Here is a 24,627-nt window from a genome sequence, read left to right as displayed (position 1 = left end):
AGACTCAATGCTAAGCAGGCTAACTTAAGGAAAGGATTGATGAAAATTACCGACGTGCGCGTGATTCTCGCGAACCGCTATATGTTTGTTGAGGTCACCACTGACGAGGGACTGACGGGCATTGGCGAATCCGGTGCCTGGGGCTTTCTCGATGCCTCTAAAGGGGCCGTTGAGGCATTGCGCACGTACCTGATTGGGCAAGATCCGCTGCGCATTGAGCATCACTGGCAGTATATGTATCGCTGCTGGCATTTCCGTGGTGCCGCCATCATGGGTGCCATCAGCGCCATCGATATCGCCCTGTGGGACATCGCGGGCAAGTATTACGACACGCCGGTTTATAACCTACTGGGCGGCCGCTGCCGCGACAAGGCGCGCGTTTATGCCCACGCGGGAGGACGAACCACGGAAGAGACCATCGCCAATCTGAAAAAAGCCAAAGCCGACGGTTTTACCGCGATTGGTCATCTCACGCCGTTTCTGGATGAATCGCGCGATACGCCTTATTTCACCACTCATGCCAAAGAGATCGGTGAAGCCATCGAACGTATCGGCCTCTACCGGGAAGCCGTCGGGAACGATGTCGACCTGTGTATTGAAGTCCATCGCCGCCTGAAGCCCGCCGACGCCGTGGTGTTCGCCCGTGGCATTGAGCCGTTTTATCCCTACTTTATTGAAGACCCTATCGGCGCGGATAACTTCGATTCGATGGCGGAAGTGGCCGACAAAATCAATATTCCTATCGCCACCGGTGAACGACTGAATAACCCGCAGGAGTTCGCGATGCTGATTCGCCGCAACGCCGTCGCCTATGTGCGTCCTGACGTCTGCATGTGCGGCGGGATTACCGGTGCGAAAAAAGTGGCCGCATTGGCAGAAGCCAATGATCTGATGGTGGTGCCGCATAACCCGCTTAGCCCGGTGTCTACCGCCGCCTGTTTGCAGATCGCCGTCAGCATCCCGAATTTTGCGCTGCTGGAGTATCCGGGAGATGACCAACCGGCGCTGTCGGAAAAATTTGGGGCGACGGGCGTCGAGAACGGCGTGCGGAAGAAAGACGTGGTGAAGAACACGTTCAAATGCGTGGATGGCTTTATGGAAATACCGACGCAGTCCGGCATCGGTATTGAACTGGCGGACGATCTGGAGAGCCGCTTCCCCTATCGCCGTCGCGGCCTGAAAACCCGACTGCACGTTGACGGTTCCGTCGTCGATCAATAGCGGCGTATCGACAGGTCGTGGCGACCAGGCGTCGCGCCACGACCTTTCGTCATTTCACCTACTGCGTAGGATTAACCGCTTTCCACCCTTCCCACTGCATCAACAGGCTCAGCGCGGCAGGCAGTGCTAGCAGCGTCAGCAGCGTCGCCACCATCAACCCACCGATAATCGCGTACGCCATCGGCCCCCAAAACACCTGATGCGCAATCGGGATCATGCCGAGGATCGCCGCCAGCGCGGTTAATACTATCGGGCGTGAACGATGGTGGGCAGCATTCACAATCGCCTCTGTTGCAGGCTGTCCGTTCTTCACGTTCAGATCGACCTCGCCAATCAGAATAACGGCATTACGAATAATCATTCCCGCCAGTGCAATCGCCCCCAGCAGCGCCACAAACCCCATTGGCGTGCCGGTCGGCAGCATGGCGGCGACAATGCCGATCAGGCCGAACGGTGCGGTCAGGAAGGCCAATACCATGCGAGAAATGCGCTGGAGCTGAATCATCAACAGCACCAGCATCACCAACAGCGTCACTGGCAACACCGCATATACGGAGCCATTGCCTTTATCAGACTCCGCCGCCACGCCGCCTTCCGTGATGTGATACCCCGCAGGCAACGCGGCGCGATAGCGTTCAATTTCAGGCGCCAGTTTTTCAGAGAGAGCAGGTGCCCGCACGCCCGGTGCGACATCCATTTGCACCGTAATGAACGGTTCACGCTGACGTCGCCAGATAATCGGATCGTCAACGCCGTACGCCACGGTAGCAATCTGCCCCAGCGGGACGGAACGCCCATCTGCAATCGGGATTTGCAAATTCGCGATCGTGGCAACGTCCCGTCGCTCCTGCGGCGTACCGCGAACGACCACATCCACCAGTCGATTGTCATCACGTACCGAGGTCAGCGTTGAACCTGAGAATATCGCCGCCAGCATACTAGCCACATCCTGCGAACTGATGCCAACTGCACGCGCTTCGGTCTGATTCAGCACCACGTTCACCGAACGTTCCGGCTCCCCCGCCGTCAGGTTGACCTCGCGCACATCGGTCTGGCTTCCCACCAGACTGGCAAGCCCTTGGGCAATATCACGGACGCGATGAATATCCGGTCCCGCGACACGATATTTAAGCGGCCAGCCCACCGGCGGCCCCAATTCCAATGCAGACACGCGCGCCACAATGTTGCTGAAATCGCGCTCAAGTACCTGATTCAGTTTTGCTGCCAGCGCGTCTCGCGCCTCCAGACTTTTTGCCACCACCACCAGTTGCGCGATATTTTCGTGACTCAGCAACACATCCATCGGGAGATAAAAGCGCACCGCCCCCGACCCAACATAGGTGGAGAAATGGTCAACGTCTGGGTCACCTTTCAGAATGGCTTCCAGCCGTTTTGCCTGCGCTTCCGTCGCCGTCTGTGAGGCGTTCGCAGGCAGCGTCAGGCTGACCAGCAGTTCCGGCCTGTCCGACGCGGGAAAAAATTCGCCCTCCAATCGGGTGGCACCAAACAGGGCTACAACCAGCAGAAGCACAGCGATGAGTAACGTCATTCCCCGCTTTGCCAACGCCCGTTGCAGCCACTGGCGATAAAAACGGCCAACTCGTCCTGGTTCGTTATGCTGGTGACGAAACGTTTTTGGCAATAGCCAGACACCGAGCAGCGGGGAAAAGAGAATCGCCACGATCCAGGAACTGAGCAAGGCGATCAGCACCACGACAAAGAGCGAAAAGCAGTATTCGCCCGCGCTTGATGAGGCAAACCCGACGGGAATAAATCCGGCAATCATCACCAGCGTCCCCGTAAGCATGGGGAAGGCTGTGCTTTCATACGCCCAGGCAGCCGCCCGTTTGCGATCCCAGCCCTCTTCCAGCCGCGACACCATCGCTTCCACCGTAATCATGGCGTCATCCACCAGCAGCCCCAACGAAATAATCAGCGCCCCGAGCGAGATGCGCTGTAAGCCAATACCGGTTATCTCCATGCCAATAAAGGTCATCGCCAGCACAATCGGGATGGACGCAGCAACGACCAATCCGGCGCGGCTGCCAAGAGAGACGAACGAGACCGCTAACACAATGGCAACGGCTTCCAGCAGCACTTTGATAAAACCGCCGACCGCCCCTTTCACCACTTCCGATTGATCGGCCACGCGCGTCATTTCAATCCCATGCGGCAACTGCGTCGCAATCACGTTCATTTTATCGCGAATGGCCTGACCGAAATTGAGCATGTTGCCGGTGGGTGCCATGGAGATTGCCAGCCCAATCGCTTTCTCGCCATTCACGCGAAACGTCGGCGACGGCGGTTCCGCCGTTTCACGGCTAATGGTGGCGATATCGGTCAGAGGAACAAATTTCCCACCGATGCGTAAGGTAATCTGTCGCAGGCTCTGCTCTGAGGTAAACGCCCCGCTGACGCGCACGGCGATCTTCTCATCATCGGTGCGAATAATGCCGGCGGGCGTGACCGCATTCTGCGCCTTGAGTGAATCAATCACCTGTTGCGGATCTAACCCCAGCCCGGCCAGCCGTCGGGGCGAGAACGTCACCACAACCTGCTCTTCCTCTACACCGAGCATGTCGACCTTACCGACATCCGGCACGCTCAGTAACGCAGAGCGAATATCGTCAACCTTGTCGCGCAGTTCCCGTGGTGAAAAACCGTCGGCGGTGAAGCCGTAGATGGTGCCAAACGTATCATCAAACTCGTCATTCACGGCCGGTGGGCTGACGCCATCAGGCAACGAACTGGCGATATCGGTCATTTTCTTACGCACCGTATACCAGATATTCGGCACGGCGGAAGGCGGCGTATCGTCGCGCAGGTTAACGAAAACCACCGATTCCCCGGCGCGGGTATAGCTCTCGACGTAATCGAGATACGGCGTTTCCTGTAATTTTTTCTCCAGCTTATCGGTGACGAAATTCACGGTATCGCTCACCGTGGCTCCCGGCCAGGCCGCAGACACCACGGCAGATTTGATGGTAAATGCCGGATCCTCATTGCGGGGCAAACGCTGGTAGCTCATCACGCCTGCGGCCACGATCACCAGCATCATAAACGCGACAAACTGCTGGTGCGCCAACGCCCAAGCAGAGAGATTAAAACGCGTGGCGGTAGAGGGTTGAGATTCACGAGACATCAGTGGCGCTCCTCATCACTTAGCCGAATTTTCTCGTCCGGCCGTAATTTACTGACACCAGCAGTGACAACACGGTCGCCTTGTTTCAGCCCCTCGGCGACGAAAATCGCCGTATCGCTATAGCGTGCGACGCTAATCGGCTGTAAACGCAACGTCTGGGTCTCCGCATTCACGACATAGACCGCAGGTTTGTCCCCCTGACGCGTGAGCGCAGACGCGGGGAGTTCAATGACAGCGGTGCCGGACTGCTGTATCGCACCATTCACGCTGGCCCCCAGAACCATCGCCGCCGGTGGCGAGGTTAACGTGACTCTCACCCGGAAGGTTCGCGTAACGGGATCGGCCTGCGGACTGATATCACGCACGCGCCCCTCGGCCAGCACGCTCGGTTCAGACAGCAGTGACACGCGGATAACGCGCGAGGGCAGCGACGGATTAACCAGACGCTCCGGCACATCAAACACCGCATCGCGCCCGTCAAGCGAAGCGAGCCGGACCACCTCCTGCCCGGCACTGACCACCTGACCGGGGTTCACGCTGACCGTCGTGATCACACCGTCCTGTGCCGCCGTAAGCTGCGTATAGCTAAGGCGCTCCTGCGCGCCTTTGACGGTAGCCTGTGCACTTTCACGTCGGGAAACGGCGGCATCCCAGTTTGCCTGTGCTTCATCAAGCTGTACCCGCGCAATTGCCCCACCCGGTGCCAACGTCTTCATACGCGAGAAATTGCTTTTCGCCAGCCGTTCTGCCGAGGCTGTGCTGGCTAAATCCGCCTGTGCGCTGCGCAACTGGTTTTCGCTGTCGCGCGCGTCGAGCGTCGCAATCACATCGCCGCGCTTCACGGATGCACCGACATCCACCAGACGATTAAGCACACGTCCATCCAGACGGAAACCCAGTACCGTTTCTTCATGCGGGCGAATCTCCCCCGTCAACGACACAGGTTCACGATTCATCGCCGGCATGACGAGCTGCGTTTTCACCGGCCTGACAGGCGGTGACGTCGACGAATTATCGGCACCGTCGCAGCCGCTCAGGAACACGGCTGACAGCAGACAGAAGGCAAAACGGCTAACCATCATTACAACCTCTCAACAAATGGCATTAGAACGAATACAGAACGGCCAACGTTGCGCCAGTATCATTGCGTCGTTCCACAACCTGACTATCCGCCACCTTGTCGGTGAGCCAGGTTGACGTCACCGCCACGTTAGTTGACCACGCGGGGCTAAATTGATGCGTCCAGTTCGCCCCCAGCGCATAGCCATAGACGCCTTTGTCGGCACGATAGGCGGCCAAGCCAGAACGGCGGCTCTGCTGCGGCGTCACGCCGTAATAGGTTTGGTTAAAGCGTGCATCCCCTATCAGCATGTCCGCCGACAGTGCCAGCACGTCATCCTTTGCTGCTGATTGCCACACGGTACTCTTTGCCCCGACGCGATACTGATTACCGCGCGCGCGCTCACTCAGTGCAAATTCGCCACTCGCCTCCAGCGCCAGCCAGGGTGCAAACTGATATCCCGCCGTGACGGTGGTAATCACCGATCCTTTAATTTTCCCCATGCCTTTCAGGTGGTTCGAACCCGCACGCCAACTACTTTTTTTGTCATCCCTTCCCATGTCATATCCCACCGCGTTATCGAAATAAAAACCGGAAGGAGACTGGTATTGCCAGCCGATGCCGTGCGAAGAATCCGCATAAAGTGCGCCACGCTGCACGGTCAGGGTAGGCATCAAACGGGTCTGACGGTCTTTGCTCCCCGAGTAACGTGGTGCATTCTGTCCAACAGCCCCCACGGTAACGTCCGTATGGTCGCCCCAAAATGACGCAGGTACATCTTCCGCCGCCTCAGCAAATGCCGCGCTGGACAGCGCGACGGTAGACAGACAGGTGGATAAAATCATTTTTGTTATGTTCACACAGCACCTCTTTTTATGCGGTAATCGTGCATCCGCCATCTTTTCCCGGATTGTCAGCACACATTTTTCAGTACACTTTTTAGTACAACAGTTATTGGCTTTTCAGCACCGTGGCGGATTATGCTGATGCATAGTCAAGAAACGCTGTGTGGTTTTTTAAGATTTCATCAAGAGGTTCGCGATGGCGGAAAAACGGGTATTGATTATTGAAGACGACATGGATGCAGCCAGCGTGCTAGAAGCCTATCTCCGGCGCGATGGCTATCAGGTGTCTATTGCGTCTGATGGACAACGGGGCCTGCACATGGCGCTGACCAGTAAACCCGATTTGATTCTGCTGGATGTGATGCTGCCAAAGATGAACGGTTCCGAGGTGCTGTCCGCCCTGCGGCAACGCAGCAATATCCCGGTAATTATGGTTTCAGCCATCGGTGACGACCCGGAAAGGATCGGCGCGCTGCGTTACGGCGCGGATGATTATGTCGTCAAGCCTTATAACCCGCAGGAGGTGATGGCGCGGGTGCAGGCCGTGTTGCGACGAACCGGTTACGCCATCCGAGAAGATGCTATCCTGACATTCGAAAATCTCTCGGTTGATCCGACCTCCGTGACGGCCAGCATTGCCGTCTCGCCATCAGAATCCGTCGTTCTCGACCTGACGCCGACCGAATTCAATATTCTGGTGACGCTGCTAAAAGCGCCGAACCGCGCCTTCACCCGGGGAGAATTACTCGAAGCCTGTCTGCCAGAAAGCGATGCGCTGGAACGCGTGGTGGATACGCACGTTCACAACCTGAGAAAAAAACTCAATCAGTACAACATCATCAATGTGCTCGTCACCGTCCGCTCCGTCGGCTATCGATTCCGGTGAGTATGATGAAAAAGTCGATCTTTCTGTCAGAAAACATGTCGCTGTGGCGCTGGCTGTGTTTCCGCATCATTTCTCTGCTGCTCGTCGCCGTGATCACCATCGCAGGCCTGATGTGGCTGCGCTTCGCCATCTACAACATCTATACCGAACAGCAAATGCCGGATGCGGTGCTCATGGAATTTCAGCAATTCACTGCACAGAAAGATTACAGAAATCCTCGCTATCAAGAGATTATCAACCAGTATTACGGCCCGGATATGTTCGTTCCGAATATTGCCAGCAGTGACTGGCTGATACTGGCCATCATGGTGCTTATCGCCTTGCCCACCATGGTGGTTGTGGTGCTGTGGCGAGCGCGCCCGCTATCACAGCAATTTTCCAATATCGCCAACGCCGCACGCGACGTCGCACAGGGGAAATTCGATACCCGCACGCAGCGCGTCGAGCAGGCACCGATGGAACTCATCACGTTGGCGGACGACTTTAACAACATGACCGCACAGTTGGAACGCTATGAGCGGGAACTGCGCGAATCCAGTGCGGCGTTAGCCCATGAACTGCGTACGCCGTTAAATGCGGCAATGGGCCGCGTTCAGGGCATGATGGATGACGTCTTCCCGCAGGATAAATCACAGTTGGCAATGGTCATTAAACAGCTCGAGCAGCTTAATCACGTGATTCAGGATCTACACTTCCTGTCACTGGCCAGAGCCGGACAGCTGCCACTGGTGCACACGCCTTTCTACTTCGACGAGCTCATTACGGAGCGGCTGACCTGGTATCGGCCTCAGTTAGAACAAGCCGGGTTTCAGACGCATGTTGATATCGAACAGAGCGACTTTTGCCTTGCCGACCGCGAACGATTGGGACAGGTGTTCTCTATCCTGATTGAAAATGCCTTAAGCTACGCCAGCGACGGCAGCTATCTGGCGATTGAAGTGCGCGAAATAGCGGGACGAGAAAGCGCACCATGCTGGCAGATTACCGTCACCGATCGCGGCCCGGGGATTGAGCCAGAATCGCTGCCCCTGCTGTTCGACCGCTTCTGGCGTGCCGAGCATTCACGCGGAAGGCACTCCGGCGGCAGCGGGCTGGGACTCTCCATCGCGTCGGCCATTATCACCGCACATGGCGGCACGATTAAGGCTGAATCTCATGCGAAAAGTCATGCAGAACGAGGGGCGAACGGTGGACTGGTTATCATCATGACCCTACCGCGTACGGCATGACAGAACGGCGTACCGTCGGCAATTGCCAATAACTAAAAAGCATAGCGAAATTATTGCTATGCCCTGCCGCAGAGGGAAAACACGGTAAATCGTGGTAATACTCATCGGCTACATGGCGAGACAAACAGAACAACCCCAGACGCCACGCCCTACAGCGGGGGCAGACCGCCTGCCAACGTGATTTTCCTCTCAATGAATCGTTATATTTATCTGGAATGAGATAAGGCGAAAAGAACTAATTTCGCTATAAGTATTTCGCTACTCTGCATGAGCGAAATATATCGCCTCGATTAAAACTCAACCATCAGGGTAATTATAATGAAACGTTCTCTTCACCAGGTATTCATGGCGATAACGCTGATTAGCGCCTCCTTCTTTAGCCAGGCTGCGGAAACGCAAACCTCAACCTGGCAGCACATCAAACAGACCGGTGAATTACGCATCGGCGTGGCACAGGGTGAGCCGTGGTATTTTAAAAATCCCTCGACCGGAGAATGGGACGGTATCGGCTATAACATCGGCAAAGAGCTGGCAAACGATCTGGGGGTAAAACTGGTGACGGTGGAAACCACGTGGGGTAATGCCATCGCCGCCTTACAAACCGGCCAGATCGATACCATGCTGGTGCTCGACCCGACGGAAGAGCGGAAAAAAGCGGTCGACTTTCCTGAGCAGCCTTTCTTTTGGTATGCGCAGGGCGTGCTGATTCGTGATGGTATCGCTGTGACCAACTGGGACGACCTCAATCGGGAAGATGTTAAGATCGGCGTGACGCTGGGTTCCAGCCCAGACCTGATTCTGACCAAACGTCTGCCCAAGGCACAGCTGGTGCGTTTCCCGAATATGGATGAAGGCGTAGCGGCGTTTTATGCCGGCCGCGTCGATGCCCTGTCTTACTTCCATCCGGCGCTGGCACTGCAACAGGCTAAAGTCGGCAAAGGCAATTTGATTCTGCCGAAACCAATTATCGAGGTCAGCACCAGCGGAGCCATCCGTAAAGAAACCGACCAGACCTTCCATAACTTCCTGAATGACGAATTTGCCAAGCTGTATAAATCCGGCAAGACGCAGCACTACTATGAGCAGGCGCTCAAATTGCGCGGCGTGGACGTCAGCAAAGTGCCATCAGTCATTAAAGAAGACTGGAAATAATTGGCATCAGATAACAGAACGGTCCTGAACGGATTCAGGACACACTTATTAGCGGGGTCAGCAGCGCGGCGACATCCTGACATTGTTCAAGTTCGGATAACGCCGCCGTTGCCTCCGCAACATGTGTTGGGGCAAGTCGGGACGATAGATTCTCCGCAAATTTCGCCATGATGCGGCTTTCCGCTAACGGATGTTCCGCGCACCCCAGCGGAAACGCAATGCGCTCACCGTTCACCATCTTTCCCTGCGTGACAACATCAACCTGCAACACCGGGCGACGTTCCTGCGCCATAAGCAGGTCAAGTTCGGGCGACACCTCAACGTGAACCTTATCGGCCAGCGCCTGAAGCACCGGGTTGGCTAAGGTCTCATCAGCACTCCAGCGATGACGCGGAATACGGTAGGCAAGACACGCCAGCGCAAACGGCAGGCTGAACTGTGCATCCGTTTCATTTTGTGGTCGCGTATCCATAAAATCAGCGGCCAGCCTCTGGCTTCCTTTTACCCGAATAACGTCGATGTCCTGCGGCAATAACGCCAATTCGTGCTGTAGGCGCTCGAAGGATTCCAGCGCGGTATGTATCCAGCGACAGGCCGGATACGCTTTGAAACTGGCGTGCTGAAGCGCCCATTGTTCCCCCAGGCCGGTAATCAATGCCGCTTCATCAAAGTGGTCAGATCCCATCATGCGCCAGAATCCCTGTTCGCCGGACAGCACATCTCTTGGGCCGATAATCCCGCCACGATGCAGCTCGACGGCACGGACACCCGATTCCGCAGCAGGGGCGTTGTAATCCTTGAAAGACACCAGCGGCCGCTGCTGCCAGTTGTATTTGTGCAAGCTAGGCAACGGCGTCAGCGATGCCGCCAGACCGATGGCGTTCTCTAGTCCTTCAGCATCACATCCCGTTAGCAATCCGTAGGCCACCGCCGCCCCGATGGATTCATGCTGGCACACGCCGTAAACCTGCTGAAAACGCGCCTGACTCGGCTGCTGAGACTGAATGATTCGCCCATTAATTTCATACGCCGCAGCCAGCGCACAAATCAGCGTTTCGCCGTCGATCAGGCGCGTTCCTAATGCTGCCAGCGCGGCGGCAACCAGCGTTGCACCGGGGTGCCCCATGCCGCGCCCAGCAACTTCATAACCGTCGTCATAATCCAGCGCATTGATCGCCGCCGCATTCAAAAATGCCGCGCCAATGGCGGCTAGCGGCGCTCCACCATCCACTATTGGGCTGTTACCCGCCGCATAGTGCAGGCGGGTGACGCGCGCGCAGTCCCGCACCACCTGACTATGTGCGCCTGCAATGCCGCAGCCCAGGCTGTCGATAAAATGCAGCACGATTTTTCGTCTTAACGCGGCGGGAATGCCCTGAATCGTCAACCGATGAGCAAAGGTCGCCAGACGCAGCGTCAGAGGTAATACGGCAGAGTGAGTCATCGAAAAATCGTCATTTGTTATACATAAAAGGAATATTAGCACCACGTTTTATTATTTATTTATCATTTTTTCGACCTGCTAAGATGCATAGGTTCTAACAAAATAAGAAACGTATTTCCTAATTACGCACTTTCCAGGGGCAGTTTACTTATGTCGTATCAGTGGGATTTTTCCGCCATCTGGCCCTATCACCAGCTGCTGCTGGAGGGGCTATGGGGAACGATAAAGATCGGTGCCACCAGCATCCTGATCGGTATGGTCGCAGGCATGGTTCTCGCCGCGATGAAAATGTCGCCTCGGCGGCTGTTGCGCCTGCCCGCCGCAATGTTGATTGGTTTTTATCGTAATACGCCCGCACTGGTGCATTTTTTCTGGATTTACTATGCCCTGCCCGTCATTACGCCGTTAACGTTTTCGCCTTTCACCGCCGCCGTGATCGCGCTGTCCGCACAGTCCGGTGCCTTTTATGCCGAAGTTTACCGTGGCGCGATCTCCTCTATTCACACGGGGCAATGGGAAGGGGCCAAAGCGCTGGGCATGTCGAAATCAACGGCACTGCGTCGGGTTATTCTCCCACAGGCGTTACGCCGGATGATCCCGCCCTTTATTGAGCGCTCGTTTGAACTCATCAAATCCACGTCGCTGGCGTCATCACTGGCCTACAGCGAACTGCTTTATCAGGCGATGCAGATCAACAGCCAAACCTACCGACCGCTGGAAGTCTACAGTCTGGTGGCAGTGATGTATTTCACCCTGCTGCTGCTGATTAGCCTGTTCAGTCAACATATTGAGAAACGGCTGTCACTGGCAGACCGTCGACTCGCGTAAGGAACAGCATGCATTATCAATGGGATTTCTCGCTGGTCTGGCACAACATTCCCGTGCTGCTGAAAGGCCTTGGCGTCACGCTCGAACTCTGGCTGCTGGCCGGCGTGCTGGGAACCGCACTGGGTCTGGTTCTCGGTCTGTTTCGCGTGTTTGGCAAGCGCTGGCTGTCATTGCCTGCCAGATGCTTTGTCGAAATCTTCCGTAATACGCCAGTGCTGATCCAACTGATCTGGTTCTATTACGCCTTTCCGGTTCTGGTTGGTTTGCAGTTCAGTACGTTCGGCGCCGCCGCACTGGCACTGACGCTCTATAGCGCGGCGTACTGTACGGAGATTTTCCGTGCCGGACTGCAATCCATCGACCACGGGCAGTGGGAAGGCGCGAAAGCGCTAGGGATGCGTCATTCGGTCATTTTACGGCGTGTGGTTCTGCCTCAGGTACTGCGCAACATGCTGCCCGCCTTAACCAACCGGATGATCGAGCTGGCTAAAGTCACCTCGCTGGCTTCCATACTGGCCGTCAACGAACTGATGTACCAAGGGCGACTGCTGAGCAGCACCTATTATCGTCCGCTGGAAATTCTGACGGTGGTGGCGCTGCTCTATTTCGTTTTGATCTGGCCGGGGAGCTACCTTGCCGCACGACTTGAACGTCGTTTCCGTTCCACCCCCTAGCCTGACAGCGACACAGGATTGCTATGAGTGAAGATAAAGTTCTGCGTGAAGATATAGACCTGAATGAGGATGTCGTTCTGCGCATTCGCGGACTCCAGAAGCGCTTCGGTGCCGTTGAGGTATTGAAAGGTATCGATCTGGATGTGCGACGCGGTGAAAAAATCGCCATCATCGGCGGCAGCGGCTCGGGGAAAAGTACGCTGCTGCGCTGCCTGAATTTCATGGAGATCCCCAGCGCTGGCACCATCGAACTGGATGGTGTGGTTCTGGGAAAAACGGATGCCAAAGGCCAGCGTGATTACCCGGAAAAGCAGCTTTGCGCTGTGCGGGAACGCGTAGGGATGGTGTTTCAGCAATTCAATCTGTTTCCCCACCTGACCGTGCTGGAAAATGTGCGTGAAGCGCTGGTGTCGGTGAAAAACAAACCACGACATGAAGCGGATAGCATCGCCAAAGCACAGCTGGAAAAAGTCGGGCTGGGCAATAAGCAAGAGGCTCGCCCCGCCAGCCTGTCCGGCGGGCAGCAGCAGCGCGTGGCGATTGCCCGTGCGCTGGCGATGTCGCCGGAGATTATGCTGTTCGATGAACCCACATCATCACTGGATCCAGAACTGGTGGGCGAAGTGTTGCACACAATCCGCGCGCTCGCGGAGGAAGGCCGCACGCTGCTGCTGGTCACCCATGAACTGGGATTTGCCTATCACTTCGCCGACCGCGTCATCTTTATCGAGAATGGCGTGATCCATGAAATGGGCAGCGCCGAACAGGTGCTCAAAAACCCGCAGCAACCTCGCACGCAAGCCTTCCTTGCTCGCTTTGCCGAGCGCTCCTTTTAGCTCATCATTCACATTCAGGAACAGCACGATGCAACCCACATTATCCAGCCAGAGCAGTCAGGCTTATTTGCAAGATCCACGTAACAACGACGTACAGGTGTATGTAAATGGGGAATTTGTTCATCGCGATAACGCGGTGGTGTCGATTTTTGATTCCGGCTACGTGTGCGGCGACGGCGTATGGGAAGGATTGCGTTTGGTTAACGGCCGCCTGATTGCGCTGGAGGCGCATCTCGATCGCCTGTTTGAGGGTGCTGCTGCAATCCAGTTGGATATCGGCCATAGCCGGGAGGCGCTGACCGAGATTCTCTATAAGACATTGGCGGTCAACGGCATGACCGATGGCGCGCATATCCGCCTGATGATTACCCGTGGGAAAAAGCATACGCCGAATCAGGATCCCCGCTTCATCATCGGCGGCGCAACCATCGTGTGCGTGGCGGAGTATAAGGTCGTCGATACCGCAGCGAAAAAGCGCGGATTGACGTTGTTTACCTCCACCTACCGCACCAGTACGCCAGACGTCTTCGATCTGCGGCTGAACTCACACAGTCGACTCAATCTTATTCAGGCCCTGCTACAGGCGTTGCAGGCCGGTGCCGATGAGGCGCTGATGCTGGATCCACACGGTTTTGTCGCCAGCTGCAACTCCACCAACTTTTTTATCGTCCGCCGCGGTGAACTGTGGACATCATCGGGACGTTACTGCTTCAACGGCATCACCCGTCAGACCCTTATCAATCTCGCACAGGCCAACGGGCTTAAAGTCAGGACTCAGGATTTTACGCTGGCAGAAGCCCTCACCGCCGATGAGGCTTTCGTCACCGGCACGCTGGCGGGTATCACCCCGGTAAAAGCGCTGGATGGCCGCCCGTTTAACCCCGAACACCGCCCGGTTACCGAACAGCTCAGCCGCTGGTATGAGGCGTATCTGCACGCGTAGTGATTAAGGCGCTACGTTCAACAACGAATTGATTCAACGAAATATTAACCGCCAGAAACATTTCATGTAACCTAAGCGCCACTTTTTCAAAAGAGCAGGTCAGGGAATGAAAGCCGTAAAGTTACTGTTTGGCATCCTACTACTGAATATGGTCATAGGGGTCAGCACGGCTATCGCCGCCCCGGACGACACCGCACACCCTTTTTACGCGGGTAAAACGCTGGCGCATCCGATCATTTCGGGCGCACGCGACAGCAGCGCCCTTCTGGTTTTCATTCAGGAAAACCAGGTGGTCAAAGGCTATTATTGCTTCTGTAGCGAAGAGGATCATAGTGTCGATCACCTTCCCCATCTGCTCGGTACCTTCCCTGATTCCACCATTGAATCCGTGTTTTATGTCGACGTAGACCAGGCGGGTCAAATCACGCTGGTGTTGAGTAAAAGCAATGGCAAGTTCGCCCTGCGCGGTTGGCGTTACATTGAAGACGGCAGCTATATTCCAGTACTGAGTTTACAGCCGGTTCTGGACAAGCTGGTTCGCGAGAATAAGGATCTCAATTCAACGTCGGTAAAACGCGCCCTCGCCAAGCTTCCACCTTATGACTACAGCGCGCAGTACCCTAAGTTCGATAATCACGATTTCGATAACATCGACTTTACTCAGGGCGACGTTGTCGGCTGGTATCTTGACGATGGCACACCTTCTCATGCTGCGAAACAGCCAGCAGACAACGTCTACGCCTATAAAAAAACCTTCGCGGAAAAAGACGGTTTATTTCTTACCGTAACCTTCCGTCGCGTGGAAGACAGCGCAACACCCGGATTTCGCGCGACAGCCATCAGTTGGCAAGCTGACCCGGCTAAATTTAGCGGCAGCGAGAATGGGCCTTATGTCTATTACTCGGCGCAATATGGCTTAGTAAAAGGTTTTTTCCTGCATGGCGTTCCTGACGGAAAATGGACCACCGTCGGCGAGAACTTCGCCAGTTCAGGTAGCTATATAGCGGGACAACAGCAGGGCCAGTGGGCCATCAGCGACGGGCAAGAAACGGCAACGGGATTGATGAAAAACGATGAACGTGAAGGCCGCTGGGAGATCGCCGACGGCATGGATGGCAATACACCAGAGCTAAGTGGCTTCGATACTTATCTCAATGGCCAGCGTCATGGCCCCAACGAACGCCGTCTGGCGGGCGTGCTGCGCTCGAAGGGCGATTACGTTGATGACCAGCCTGAAGGCATGTGGATCACCGAAAACGGCGAAGGCCCGTTTGTGAAAGGCGTGGCTAATGGGATGTGGAAACTCAAGACGGCTGACGGCGAGATCCAGCAGGTCGAACTGATCGCTGGCGTAAAGCAGGGAGAACTGCGCTGGAGTGATAAGCAAGGCCGTCTGACGCAAATCATTCATTATAAAGATAATCTTCCCCACGGTGTGTACCAGAAGTTCAACGCTGCCGGAAAAATGGTTTATCAGGCTGACTATGTCATGGGCAAACTGGAGGGCCGTGAAATCGAATATTATGACGATGGCACCACTGTGCGCGCCGATCGCGGCTACCGCAATGGCGAACTCGACGGCCCGAATATCTATAATTTCCCCGACGGAAAACCGAAGTCCGTATCGACCTATGACCGCGGTTATGATGTCGGACTGATGCAGGAATTTACCGCCACTGGCGTCAAAATTACCGAGCGCAATTACTGCCCTCTGTCGATGAGCGGTCGCGGCTACTGCGGTAAACAGCAAACCTTCAACCCGGACGGCACACCCCTCACCGAAGCCGATTATCTGTTCAACCGCCAGCAAACCAATAATACCTGGTATGCGAACGGTCAGCGTCAGGATGAAACGCGTATCGGCACCGATGACAGCTACACCCAAATCAGCTATTACCCTAACGGCCAGATGCAATGCATTAGTCGCGCGCAGGGTTTCAAACCGTTGGTGGTCGATGGCAAAGAGTACAAAGATTATCAGGGCGCGCTGCGCCAAGGCGAAAGCGCCTGTTATTACCCCGATGGCAAAGTCAAAAGCAGCGGAGTCTGGAAAGACGGCAGGCTAACCACAGGCTGTGAAACACGTTTCGATGAAAACGGAAAACAGACCGCCCCCGGCCCTAAAGGCTGCGTGATTCCGAAATGGGAGTATGAACGCTGATATCCCACACAGGAGAAACGCTCAATAGCACTGGTGACAGAACGAAGTGGCCAGAAATCCTAGGTTCTCTGGCGATGGCAGTGTTGTGCCAAGCTAGTCAGACAGACCTTTGTTGAATGGGCTGCCAAGACGGTTAACTCATCATACTGGGCCAGGCTGTGTTATCAGGGACAGCGAGAAAAAGCTTGTCGAATGTCTCAGGGCGTGAAGCTGGCGTCAGCGGCTCAGGATAAAGGCACGAAAAGGCACGAATATGACAATGCGTAAAAATCGAGTGTTGCGGTGCGCCAGAATTAAACGCTAAGGGAGATAATAGAGTCAGCGCACTCTTTCACCATTAACTAGTTTGATCAGCGATGTAAGGATGTTGACTGCTGCTGGGATGTCTTCTGAATAGGTATTTCCGTAACCTATGACCAGTCCGCTAGCTGAGCCGGTACTCTCACAGTATGAAGACAGTGCCTGAACACCAAGGCCTCGCTGACGGGCAAGCTCGGCGATCCTTTTATCATCAGTTCCCGGTGCAAGCCTCAACGTCAGGTGAATGCCTGATTTACCACCGAGTATCTGATCATGAGCGAAATTTGCTGTCAGCGCATCCCGTAAAATCCGCTGACGCTCCCGGTAGAGGCGGCGCATTCTTCCCAGATGGCGGCCAAACTCTCCGCTTTTCATAAAATCAGCCAGAGCCAGCTGTTGAAGATGTTGGCCGTTTCGCAGTACTTCATTAAGAATATTTCCTGCTTGCTCAATGATGCTTGCCGGTAGCACTACAAATCCAATTCTCAACGAGGGAAACATAGTTTTACTGAACGACCCTATGTAAAGGACGGGCGCGTTTTCAAGCAGTCCTTGCATACACGATATGGGACTGCCAGAGTGCCTGAAATCGCCATCATAATCGTCCTCAATGATCCAGGCCCCGGTCTTTTCTGCCCCAGAGATAAGCGCAAGCCTTCGCGAAACGGACAGCACAGCGCCAGTGGGATATTGATGTGCTGGCGAGGTATAGATCAGTTTTGGAATAGGAGTCTGCCAGGCTTCATCAGGCACCCGCATGCCATCCTCGTCAACGGCCATCATAACCGTCCTGAGCTTGCCCGCATTGAATGCCGCTCTGGCACCGTAATAACCCGGATCTTCCATCCAAACCGTATCACCGGGGTCCGTCAGCAAATTCACGCAGAGTTCCAGTGCCTGCCTTGCCCCTTCGGTAATGATTATAGAGGATGCCTCACAACGAACCCCTCTCGCAATAAACAGGTGCGTTGCGAGAGCTTCACGAAGGATGCGTTCGCCCATTGGCTCGGCATAGCCCAGGGAGCTTGGTAACAGTTGCCTGGCTGCGCGGTCAAGGGAGCGTCGCCAGGCAGAGAGAGGAAATTCCCTGAGCGCAGGCATACCGGGGGACAGAAGGGTATCTGCCGGCAGGCTACGCGCATTATCCACAAACGGCCTCAGACGTTCGGCTAGCTTAACGTCAGACATGTGCAGTTTTAACGCAGGTGCTATTACACGATCGGAACCAGACAGAGCAGCCACACGTGTACCCTGACGGTCGGCCAGAATATATCCCTCAGCCGCCAGTTGATCATAAACATTCACAACAGTATTACGAGATATGCCCAGCTCTTTCGAAAGCGCACGGGAGGACAAAAGTTCTTTCTCCGGAGGCAGAAAGCCGCTCAGGATCGCATGACGGATACGCTCTTTGAGCTGTTTCTGTAAGGATATTCGCTCACCATCAGCAGTGGTCACTCCCGGATGCAGAGGTTCAGTTATATCAAACATTTTATGGCCCCATAAAAATGAGACTTTGTGGACCTTTTTATAATACCACAAATACTTCATTCTCTTTATTTGGTGATTTCCTTACGGTGATAGAGGAGTTAATAATATTCATGAATCAGAGAGTAAATAATTTTCAACAACCAGTCGGTGCAGAGCTGCCAGGTTGGAGCAGCGCGAACGTTCCCGATGGGAAAAACCTGAAAGGACGCTACTGCCGCGCTGAGCGAATCAATGTTGAACGCCATGCTGCTGAACTTTACGAGGCTTACAGTGAAGCAACGGATGGACGTGACTGGACGTATCTCCCGGCTGGGCCTTTCGAAACATTTGAATCGTGGTGTGCTTATCTGAGGAGCATCGAGAAAGCGACGGACCCTATGCATTATGCCGTCATTGATTTAGCCACGGATCAAGCTGTGGGTACTTTTGCTCTAATGCGTATTGACGCGCCTCACGGAGTCATTGAGATGGGCTATGTAACCTATTCTCCTCTCATGAAACGTACACGGATCTCAACAGAAATCACCTACCTCGTGCTCAACTACGTTTTCGAAGAGCTTGGCTATCGACGGCTTGAGTGGAAATGTGATTCATTGAATGCACCTTCAAGAGATGCCGCCATACGCTATGGTTTTACCTTGGAAGGTGTTTTCCGCCAGGCAGTCGTCACCCATGGGCGCAACCGTGACACAGCCTGGCATTCCATAATAAATAGTGAATACATAGCGCTGTGCAATGCTTACGAAAAATGGCTCTCACCTTCTAACTTCGACGAAAATGGATTTCAGCAAGAAAAGCTAAGTAAGTTCATTGCCGAGGAACGGCTCATAGTGGGCGGGCAGTAAGAAAAATATACCTGATGGCGATGTTTTTCACCGATGCTAATGCTGTTCTGTGCGCCCAGAACCGCCAGCTAGTTCTTTGCCCTGCAGGTAACGCTTTACTTGGAGCCTAATATCAGCTTCGAGCACTAAGATTTAAACGGCCCTTTGCCATAACGCAATTAGCAGAGCCGACCTCTAGCGTCGGCTCCTGGCACAGGGCTGCTGTTGCAGCCCCTGATAACCTCAAACCTCGATCGATTCAGATATCTCCAGCGCATCATCGACTTCAATGCCCAGATACCGAACTGTACTTTCCAGTTTCTTGTGGCCTAGAAGGAGTTGGATCACTCTGAGATTCTTGGTTTTCTTGTAGATCAGGTATGGTTTTGTTCTTCTCATGGAATGCGTGCTGTAAAGCGAATCTTCGAGATCAAGCTTTGCTATCCACCCATGAAAAATTCGGTTGTATTGCCGTGTTGATATGTGTTGGCAAATACCGACCCTAGACCGGAACAGGAAGTCTTTACTGCGCAAATTGCCAAGCTTTATCAAATTAGTAACAGCTTCTCTTGTCCCTTTGGTTATCTCAAATTGGACAGGGCTACCGGTTTTCTGTTGCAATACCATTGCTCTGCTTGAAACAGACCCGCCATATGCAACATCTGATACTTTGAGTTTGACCAGATCACAGCCCCGTAGCTTACTGTCCAAAGCCATGTTGAACAGAGCTAGATCGCGTGTTTTACCTTCCAGCTCAAGTCTAATCCGGATCCCCCAGATATGAGATATCTGAAGTGGCCTTTTTTGACCGATGATACGGTCTTTGTTCCACGGTGACGTTTTCATACTTAAATCTCCTGCAATGTGGGAGATTTGAGTATGGTCGTCCCTCAAGAGCGAGGAGCGGACAAACCGCTGGTTTCTGAAAGTGTCTTTAATCTGTTTTATCTCAAAATAGCGAGCTTTATCATCCCGAGTTCGGTCTTAATAAAAAACGCGATCAAAACATCTGCTCTAAAACTCGGCTGATATTTGCCACCAGATATTCCTCATCTACAGACTCCTGAGTAATCAGAATTCTGAACCAGACAGGAGCAATAAGCGTTTCAAGTATGGCTCTGCGCTGCCCCTCATAGCCAGCCTCGCCACGCAAAGCTGCCCGTTCAAACATGATTTCCGCCTGCTGAAACCTTTGCTCCCAGACCTCCCTAATAGCAGATTCAACCATGCCATCCCCCGACGAGGTCGCGCTGATAGCGCCTAGTACCCATTTCCTGCCCTCTGATGAAGCGAGCATGGAGGAAATCCTATGCAAAAATTCATACAAATCTTCGGACAGGCTGCCGCTGTCTGGAAGGGCAACCATACTTTCAGCGGCACTTTTGAACACATCGGCAATCAATCTTGCTCTGTCAGGCCATCGACGAAAGACCGTCGACGCATTGACTCCGGCAAGATGCGCGACGTTTCGGTGTGTCAGGGCATTCGCTCCTTGTTCCATGAGTATCTGCCGGGCAGCCTGCAACACAGCCTCCCTGACTTTAGCACTGCGTCCACCGGTTCTTTCTTTTACTGCGTCGAGTGATTCTTTTTCTTCAGATGTTGATCTCATTGCGCTCAAAGCCTAGTATTTAACGCAACACTTGTTGCGTTAAGAGGATGGCATGAAAATACATTGCCTGCAAACCGGAGATGTTCAGATCAAAAACCGGCATCAGTTAGCCCGCTATGAAGCACGTCCAGCCCGCGTCGTGGATATTTTGAGAGACAAAGACTGGAGTCCACGTCTCCCGATTGGATGCTGGCTTATTGAACATCCGGAAGGTCTTATCTTAGTGGATACAGGCGAAAGCTCACACGCGAATGATCCGGGCTATCAGCCCTGGTGGCATCCATTTATGCAGAAATGCGAAAGGAGATGGGTAAAACCTGAAGAAGAAGTTAACGCCAGAATTCGGGCGATTGGATTCAATCCCCGGAATGTCAGATGGGTAATAATGACGCACATGCATGGCGATCATGCAGGAGGTATCGGCCACTTTCCTGACAGTGAGTTTATCCTTAGCAGAAAAGAAGCGCATGACGCTCTTGCATGGAATGGGCCAGTGCAAGGTTTCCTTAACATGCATTATCCAAAATGGCTTAAACCAACCACCACCACACATGATGACGGGCCGTTTGAAAGTTTTGACAGAAGCATGGCGGTAACGAAAGACGGCGCAGTAAGAATTGTTCCAACCCCGGGACATACTCTGGGGCACCAGTCAGTCGTGGTAGATGCAGGCACTCACTATGTATTGATTGCAGGAGATGCTTCGTACCAGGAAAGTTATATGCTGGAAGGTCGAGTTGATGGTGTCGCAGTTGATGCAAAGTTGCATCATGATTCAACCCGCAGAATGCGCGAACTATGTAAACGCAAACCAACCATTACCCAGTTCGCCCATGATTTTGATAGTGTAAAACGTCTTGAAGAGAAAATATTCACCATTCCCCGCGAATAGTTGATGTCTCATGTGGCTCTGTGCCAAAAATTGAGATGAGACATGAATACGTCCGCTTAGGCACAGAGCTGCCTGTCATATTAGGTATCACCCTAAGCCCCGAAAGCGCCACTGGCGCCTCAAAAAGCAGGCATAAGCACCGAAGGAACCACGTTAACGGCATAATTCCCCCCCAAAGTCTGGGTTCTTAGGCCGCTGGCGACTAAGCGCCCTACGTCGGGCGTGGCATCAGTGCTACAGAAAAATTCCGCTGTTTATCACGCACGAAACCCTATCTCTTCCTTGAAATGCGTTTTGCTGTCACAACGCGATTTGTTAAGCCTTTCGTTGGCAGTCTATACGCCCGCACCGCTACGCCTCTGCACATCCTTACGGCCAATCAGAATATTATATTACTTAAATGCATATTCTTTGGTGATTTACTTCGTTCAGTTTCGATTTGCAGCAGATCTACTATGTGGTATCCACCATTTTCAACAGAGTGAAATGCTATGAAAAGTACCAACGCCGTTCTCGACCTGATCGGTCATACGCCGCTGCTGGAGCTAACCCAGTTTGATACCGGCCCCTGCCGACTGTTCGTCAAACTGGAAAACCAGAATCCCGGCGGTTCGATTAAGGACCGTGTGGCGCTGTCCATGATCGAAAACGCAGAGCGTCAGGGCTGGCTAAAGCCGGGTGGCACCATCGTTGAAGCCACCGCTGGCAATACCGGACTCGGTCTGGCGCTGGTCGCCGCACTGAAGGGCTATCATCTGATTCTGGTGGTGCCGGACAAAATGAGCCGCGAGAAAATCTTTCATCTACGGGCACTCGGTGCCGAAGTGCGGCTCACCCGCTCTGACGTCGCCAAAGGCCACCCTGATTACTATCAGGACTATGCCCGTCGTCTGGCAGAGGAAACGCCCGATGCGTACTACATCGATCAGTTTAATAATCCGGCCAATCTGGAGGCGCACTATCGCACGACGGGTCCCGAACTATGGCAGCAGATGGAAGAACAGATTGACGCTATCGCCGTCGGCGTGGGTTCTGGTGGCACGCTGGGCGGGTTAACCCGCTACTTCGCCGAGGTGTCGCCGCAGACTGCCTTTGTGTTGGCCGACCCCGCCGGTTCGATTCTGACGGACTATCTACAGCGCGGTGAATATGGTGAGGCAGGAAGCTGGCTGGTGGAAGGGATTGGCGAAGATTTCGTGCCGGCACTAGCCGATTTCACTCAGGTTACCCACGCTTACGCGATTGATGACGCCGAGTCCTTCCACACCGCTCGGGAACTGCTGCGTAAGGAAGGCGTGCTGGCTGGCTCCTCCAGCGGCACGCTACTGGCCGCCTCCCTGCGCTATTGTCGGGCACAAACCGAGCCTAAGCGGGTCGTCACCTTCGTTTGCGACAGCGGCAATAAATACCTGTCCAAGATGTTTAACGATTACTGGATGATTGAGAAAGGACTTATCACGCGCCCGTCACACGGCGACCTGCGCGATCTCATCACCTATCGCCACGATGAAGGTGCCACGGTTTCGGTGTCACCTGACGACACGCTCAGCGTGGTACATGCCCGTATGCGGCTCTACGACATCTCCCAACTCCCCGTATTAGACAACGACCGCGTCGTCGGCGTGATCGATGAGTGGGATCTGCTCAACAGTCTCAAAAACGATACCCAGCATTTTTCACTGACGGCGCGCGAGGCGATGTCCGATCAGGTCAAGACGCTGCCAAAAGAGGCGTCGCCTGACGATCTGCTGGCAATTTTTGACCGGGGATTTGTCGCAGTGATTCTCGACGGCGATCGTTTTCTCGGTTTGATTACGCGTACAGATGTCCTGAACCACTGGCGGCAGACGCTTCGCTGATACGTTGCTCACGCTTCTCTTTTCTTATCACTTAGGATGTGAACCATGCCTCAATTCGATACCCAAACCGTTCACGCTGGCTATACCCCGGACAGCACTGGCGCGGTTATGCCCGCGATTTATGCAACCTCCACGTTTGCTCAGCCCGCACCCGGAGAGCATACCGGCTACGAATATTCACGCAGCGGCAACCCGACGCGTGCGGTGCTGGAGGCGGCGATTGCCGAACTGGAAAGTGGGACGCGAGGATTTGCTTTTGCCTCCGGTCTGGCCGCCAGTTCCACATTGCTGGAACTGCTCGATCAGGGTAGCCATATTGTGGCCGTGGACGATCTCTACGGCGGCACCTGGCGTCTGTTAGAAAATGTCCGCAAACGTACCGCCGGATTGCAGGTGACCTACGTTGACCCCGCCGACCTCACCGCGCTGGAGCACGCCATTACGCCGCAGACAAAAATGATCTGGGTAGAAACGCCGACCAATCCGCTGCTGAAACTGGCCGATCTGGCAGCCATCGCCACGCTAGCTAAAAAGCATCAGATCATCAGCGTGGCGGATAACACGTTTGCTTCACCGGCGATTCAACGCCCGCTGGATGTCGGATTTGATATCGTGGTGCACTCCGCAACCAAATACCTCAACGGCCATTCAGACGTGATTGCCGGGCTGGCGGTCGTCGGAGATAACAACGAACTGGCGTCACAGCTGGCCTATCTGCAAAATGCGATTGGCGGCGTGCTCGACCCATTCAGCAGCTTCCTGACGCTGCGCGGCATCCGCACGCTGGCGCTGCGAATTGAACGTCACAATCAAAGCGCCCTTCAACTCGCACACTGGCTGGAACTCCAGCCGCAGATCGAGCAGGTTTACTATCCGGGGCTACCGAGCCACCCGCAGCACGGGTTGGCGCAGCAGCAGATGCGCGGCTTTGGTGGCATGATTTCTGTGAGGTTGAAAGGCGATGAGGACTATGCGCGTGAGGTTATTAAGCGCACGCGGCTATTTACGCTGGCAGAGAGTCTGGGTGGCGTGGAAAGCCTGATTAGCCAGCCCTACTCCATGACCCACGCTTCCGTGCCGTTGGAAAAAAGACGACAAAAAGGCATCACGCCACAGCTGTTGCGTTTATCCGTGGGGATTGAAAATGTGCAGGACTTAATCGACGACCTGTATCAGGCACTGAATGTGAACGCAGTGAGTTAACTGCACACAACCTAGCTGATGCAGA

Annotated in this window: 20 protein-coding genes and 1 pseudogene; 14 read left to right on the top strand and 7 right to left on the bottom strand. The window is 54.3% G+C overall.

Translation table 11 applies throughout. From position 1 onward, the window contains the following. Positions 1 to 39 precede the first annotated feature (39 nt). Positions 40 to 1,221, top strand: coding sequence for a mandelate racemase/muconate lactonizing enzyme family protein (locus tag K7X24_RS00695; protein ID WP_111778738.1), 1,182 nt, complete (start codon positions 40 to 42; stop codon positions 1,219 to 1,221). A 58-nt stretch (positions 1,222 to 1,279) separates the two neighbouring features. Here K7X24_RS00695 and K7X24_RS00690 read toward each other — a convergent pair whose 3' ends face one another. The 3 genes from K7X24_RS00690 to K7X24_RS00680 are packed head-to-tail and all read right to left on the bottom strand — an operon-like array spanning position 1,280 to position 6,283. Further along, complete coding sequence (locus K7X24_RS00690) at positions 1,280 to 4,363, bottom strand: efflux RND transporter permease subunit (protein WP_224552275.1); 3,084 nt, start codon at positions 4,361 to 4,363, stop codon at positions 1,280 to 1,282. Beyond that, positions 4,363 to 5,445 (bottom strand): efflux RND transporter periplasmic adaptor subunit, encoded by a 1,083-nt coding sequence (locus tag K7X24_RS00685; RefSeq protein ID WP_224552273.1) that lies wholly within the window; start codon positions 5,443 to 5,445, stop codon positions 4,363 to 4,365. The genes K7X24_RS00690 and K7X24_RS00685 overlap by 1 nt, the downstream gene beginning before the upstream one ends. A gap of 22 nt (positions 5,446 to 5,467) precedes the next feature. Then, positions 5,468 to 6,283, bottom strand: coding sequence for a MipA/OmpV family protein (locus tag K7X24_RS00680; RefSeq protein WP_051982089.1), 816 nt, complete (start codon positions 6,281 to 6,283; stop codon positions 5,468 to 5,470). A gap of 181 nt (positions 6,284 to 6,464) precedes the next feature. On the opposite strand from K7X24_RS00680, the gene K7X24_RS00675 reads away from it, so the two are divergent. The 3 genes from K7X24_RS00675 (at position 6,465) to K7X24_RS00665 (ending at position 9,535) form a co-directional block, all read left to right on the top strand. Beyond that, a complete protein-coding gene (locus K7X24_RS00675; protein WP_103162585.1) occupies positions 6,465 to 7,154 on the top strand; it encodes a response regulator in 690 nt (229 codons plus the stop codon). A 5-nt stretch (positions 7,155 to 7,159) separates the two neighbouring features. Then, positions 7,160 to 8,383 carry a sensor histidine kinase gene (locus K7X24_RS00670; RefSeq protein ID WP_224552270.1) on the top strand — a complete coding sequence of 408 codons (1,224 nt, stop codon included), beginning with the start codon at positions 7,160 to 7,162 and terminating at the stop codon, positions 8,381 to 8,383. A 318-nt stretch (positions 8,384 to 8,701) separates the two neighbouring features. After that, positions 8,702 to 9,535 (top strand): transporter substrate-binding domain-containing protein, encoded by an 834-nt coding sequence (locus K7X24_RS00665; protein WP_039471382.1) that lies wholly within the window; start codon positions 8,702 to 8,704, stop codon positions 9,533 to 9,535. Positions 9,536 to 9,569: 34 nt separating this feature from the next. Here the strand turns inward: K7X24_RS00665 and K7X24_RS00660 are convergent, their stop codons facing one another. Further along, a complete protein-coding gene (locus tag K7X24_RS00660) occupies positions 9,570 to 10,979 on the bottom strand; it encodes an MmgE/PrpD family protein (RefSeq protein WP_224552268.1) in 1,410 nt (469 codons plus the stop codon). Positions 10,980 to 11,129: 150 nt separating this feature from the next. On the opposite strand from K7X24_RS00660, the gene K7X24_RS00655 reads away from it, so the two are divergent. The 6 genes and pseudogenes from K7X24_RS00655 to K7X24_RS00630 all read left to right on the top strand — a co-directional run. Beyond that, positions 11,130 to 11,807, top strand: coding sequence for an amino acid ABC transporter permease (locus K7X24_RS00655; RefSeq protein WP_039360114.1), 678 nt, complete (start codon positions 11,130 to 11,132; stop codon positions 11,805 to 11,807). A gap of 8 nt (positions 11,808 to 11,815) precedes the next feature. Then, positions 11,816 to 12,481, top strand: a complete 666-nt coding sequence (locus tag K7X24_RS00650) for an amino acid ABC transporter permease (RefSeq protein ID WP_010298963.1) — start codon at positions 11,816 to 11,818, stop codon at positions 12,479 to 12,481. 23 nt (positions 12,482 to 12,504) lie between these two features. After that, positions 12,505 to 13,317: an amino acid ABC transporter ATP-binding protein gene (locus tag K7X24_RS00645; protein ID WP_130640292.1), complete on the top strand. Its 813-nt coding sequence runs from the start codon at positions 12,505 to 12,507 to the stop codon at positions 13,315 to 13,317. A gap of 28 nt (positions 13,318 to 13,345) precedes the next feature. Further along, complete coding sequence (locus tag K7X24_RS00640) at positions 13,346 to 14,260, top strand: aminotransferase class IV (protein ID WP_224552266.1); 915 nt, start codon at positions 13,346 to 13,348, stop codon at positions 14,258 to 14,260. A 106-nt stretch (positions 14,261 to 14,366) separates the two neighbouring features. Continuing rightward, entirely contained in the window at positions 14,367 to 16,421 is a 2,055-nt protein-coding gene (locus K7X24_RS00635) for a hypothetical protein (RefSeq protein ID WP_224552264.1), read from the top strand. 9 nt (positions 16,422 to 16,430) lie between these two features. Next, positions 16,431 to 16,604, top strand: a pseudogene (locus K7X24_RS00630) (IS110 family transposase); the annotation flags it as partial. A gap of 135 nt (positions 16,605 to 16,739) precedes the next feature. Here K7X24_RS00630 and K7X24_RS00625 read toward each other — a convergent pair. Beyond that, positions 16,740 to 18,212 carry a PLP-dependent aminotransferase family protein gene (locus K7X24_RS00625; RefSeq protein WP_224552262.1) on the bottom strand — a complete coding sequence of 491 codons (1,473 nt, stop codon included), beginning with the start codon at positions 18,210 to 18,212 and terminating at the stop codon, positions 16,740 to 16,742. Positions 18,213 to 18,322: 110 nt separating this feature from the next. On the opposite strand from K7X24_RS00625, the gene K7X24_RS00620 reads away from it, so the two are divergent. Further along, complete coding sequence (locus tag K7X24_RS00620; protein WP_224552259.1) at positions 18,323 to 19,057, top strand: GNAT family N-acetyltransferase; 735 nt, start codon at positions 18,323 to 18,325, stop codon at positions 19,055 to 19,057. A 222-nt stretch (positions 19,058 to 19,279) separates the two neighbouring features. Here the strand turns inward: K7X24_RS00620 and K7X24_RS00615 are convergent, their stop codons facing one another. Continuing rightward, positions 19,280 to 19,882 carry a tyrosine-type recombinase/integrase gene (locus K7X24_RS00615; protein WP_224552257.1) on the bottom strand — a complete coding sequence of 201 codons (603 nt, stop codon included), beginning with the start codon at positions 19,880 to 19,882 and terminating at the stop codon, positions 19,280 to 19,282. Positions 19,883 to 20,036: 154 nt separating this feature from the next. Then, positions 20,037 to 20,648, bottom strand: coding sequence for a TetR/AcrR family transcriptional regulator (locus tag K7X24_RS00610; protein ID WP_224552255.1), 612 nt, complete (start codon positions 20,646 to 20,648; stop codon positions 20,037 to 20,039). 52 nt (positions 20,649 to 20,700) lie between these two features. On the opposite strand from K7X24_RS00610, the gene K7X24_RS00605 reads away from it, so the two are divergent. From K7X24_RS00605 to K7X24_RS00595, 3 genes are all read left to right on the top strand, one after another. Beyond that, positions 20,701 to 21,540 carry an N-acyl homoserine lactonase family protein gene (locus K7X24_RS00605; protein ID WP_224552254.1) on the top strand — a complete coding sequence of 280 codons (840 nt, stop codon included), beginning with the start codon at positions 20,701 to 20,703 and terminating at the stop codon, positions 21,538 to 21,540. Between the two features lie 491 nt (positions 21,541 to 22,031). Next, entirely contained in the window at positions 22,032 to 23,399 is a 1,368-nt protein-coding gene (locus K7X24_RS00600; protein WP_224552253.1) for a pyridoxal-phosphate dependent enzyme, read from the top strand. A 45-nt stretch (positions 23,400 to 23,444) separates the two neighbouring features. Next, a complete protein-coding gene (locus tag K7X24_RS00595) occupies positions 23,445 to 24,602 on the top strand; it encodes a trans-sulfuration enzyme family protein (RefSeq protein WP_224552252.1) in 1,158 nt (385 codons plus the stop codon). Positions 24,603 to 24,627 lie beyond the last annotated feature (25 nt).

The sequence above is a fragment of the Pectobacterium versatile genome, from assembly GCF_020166435.1.
GTDB lineage: Bacteria > Pseudomonadota > Gammaproteobacteria > Enterobacterales > Enterobacteriaceae > Pectobacterium > Pectobacterium versatile.
Note: the sequence above shows the minus strand (reverse complement) of the source record. Positions and strands in the feature narration are given on the sequence as shown.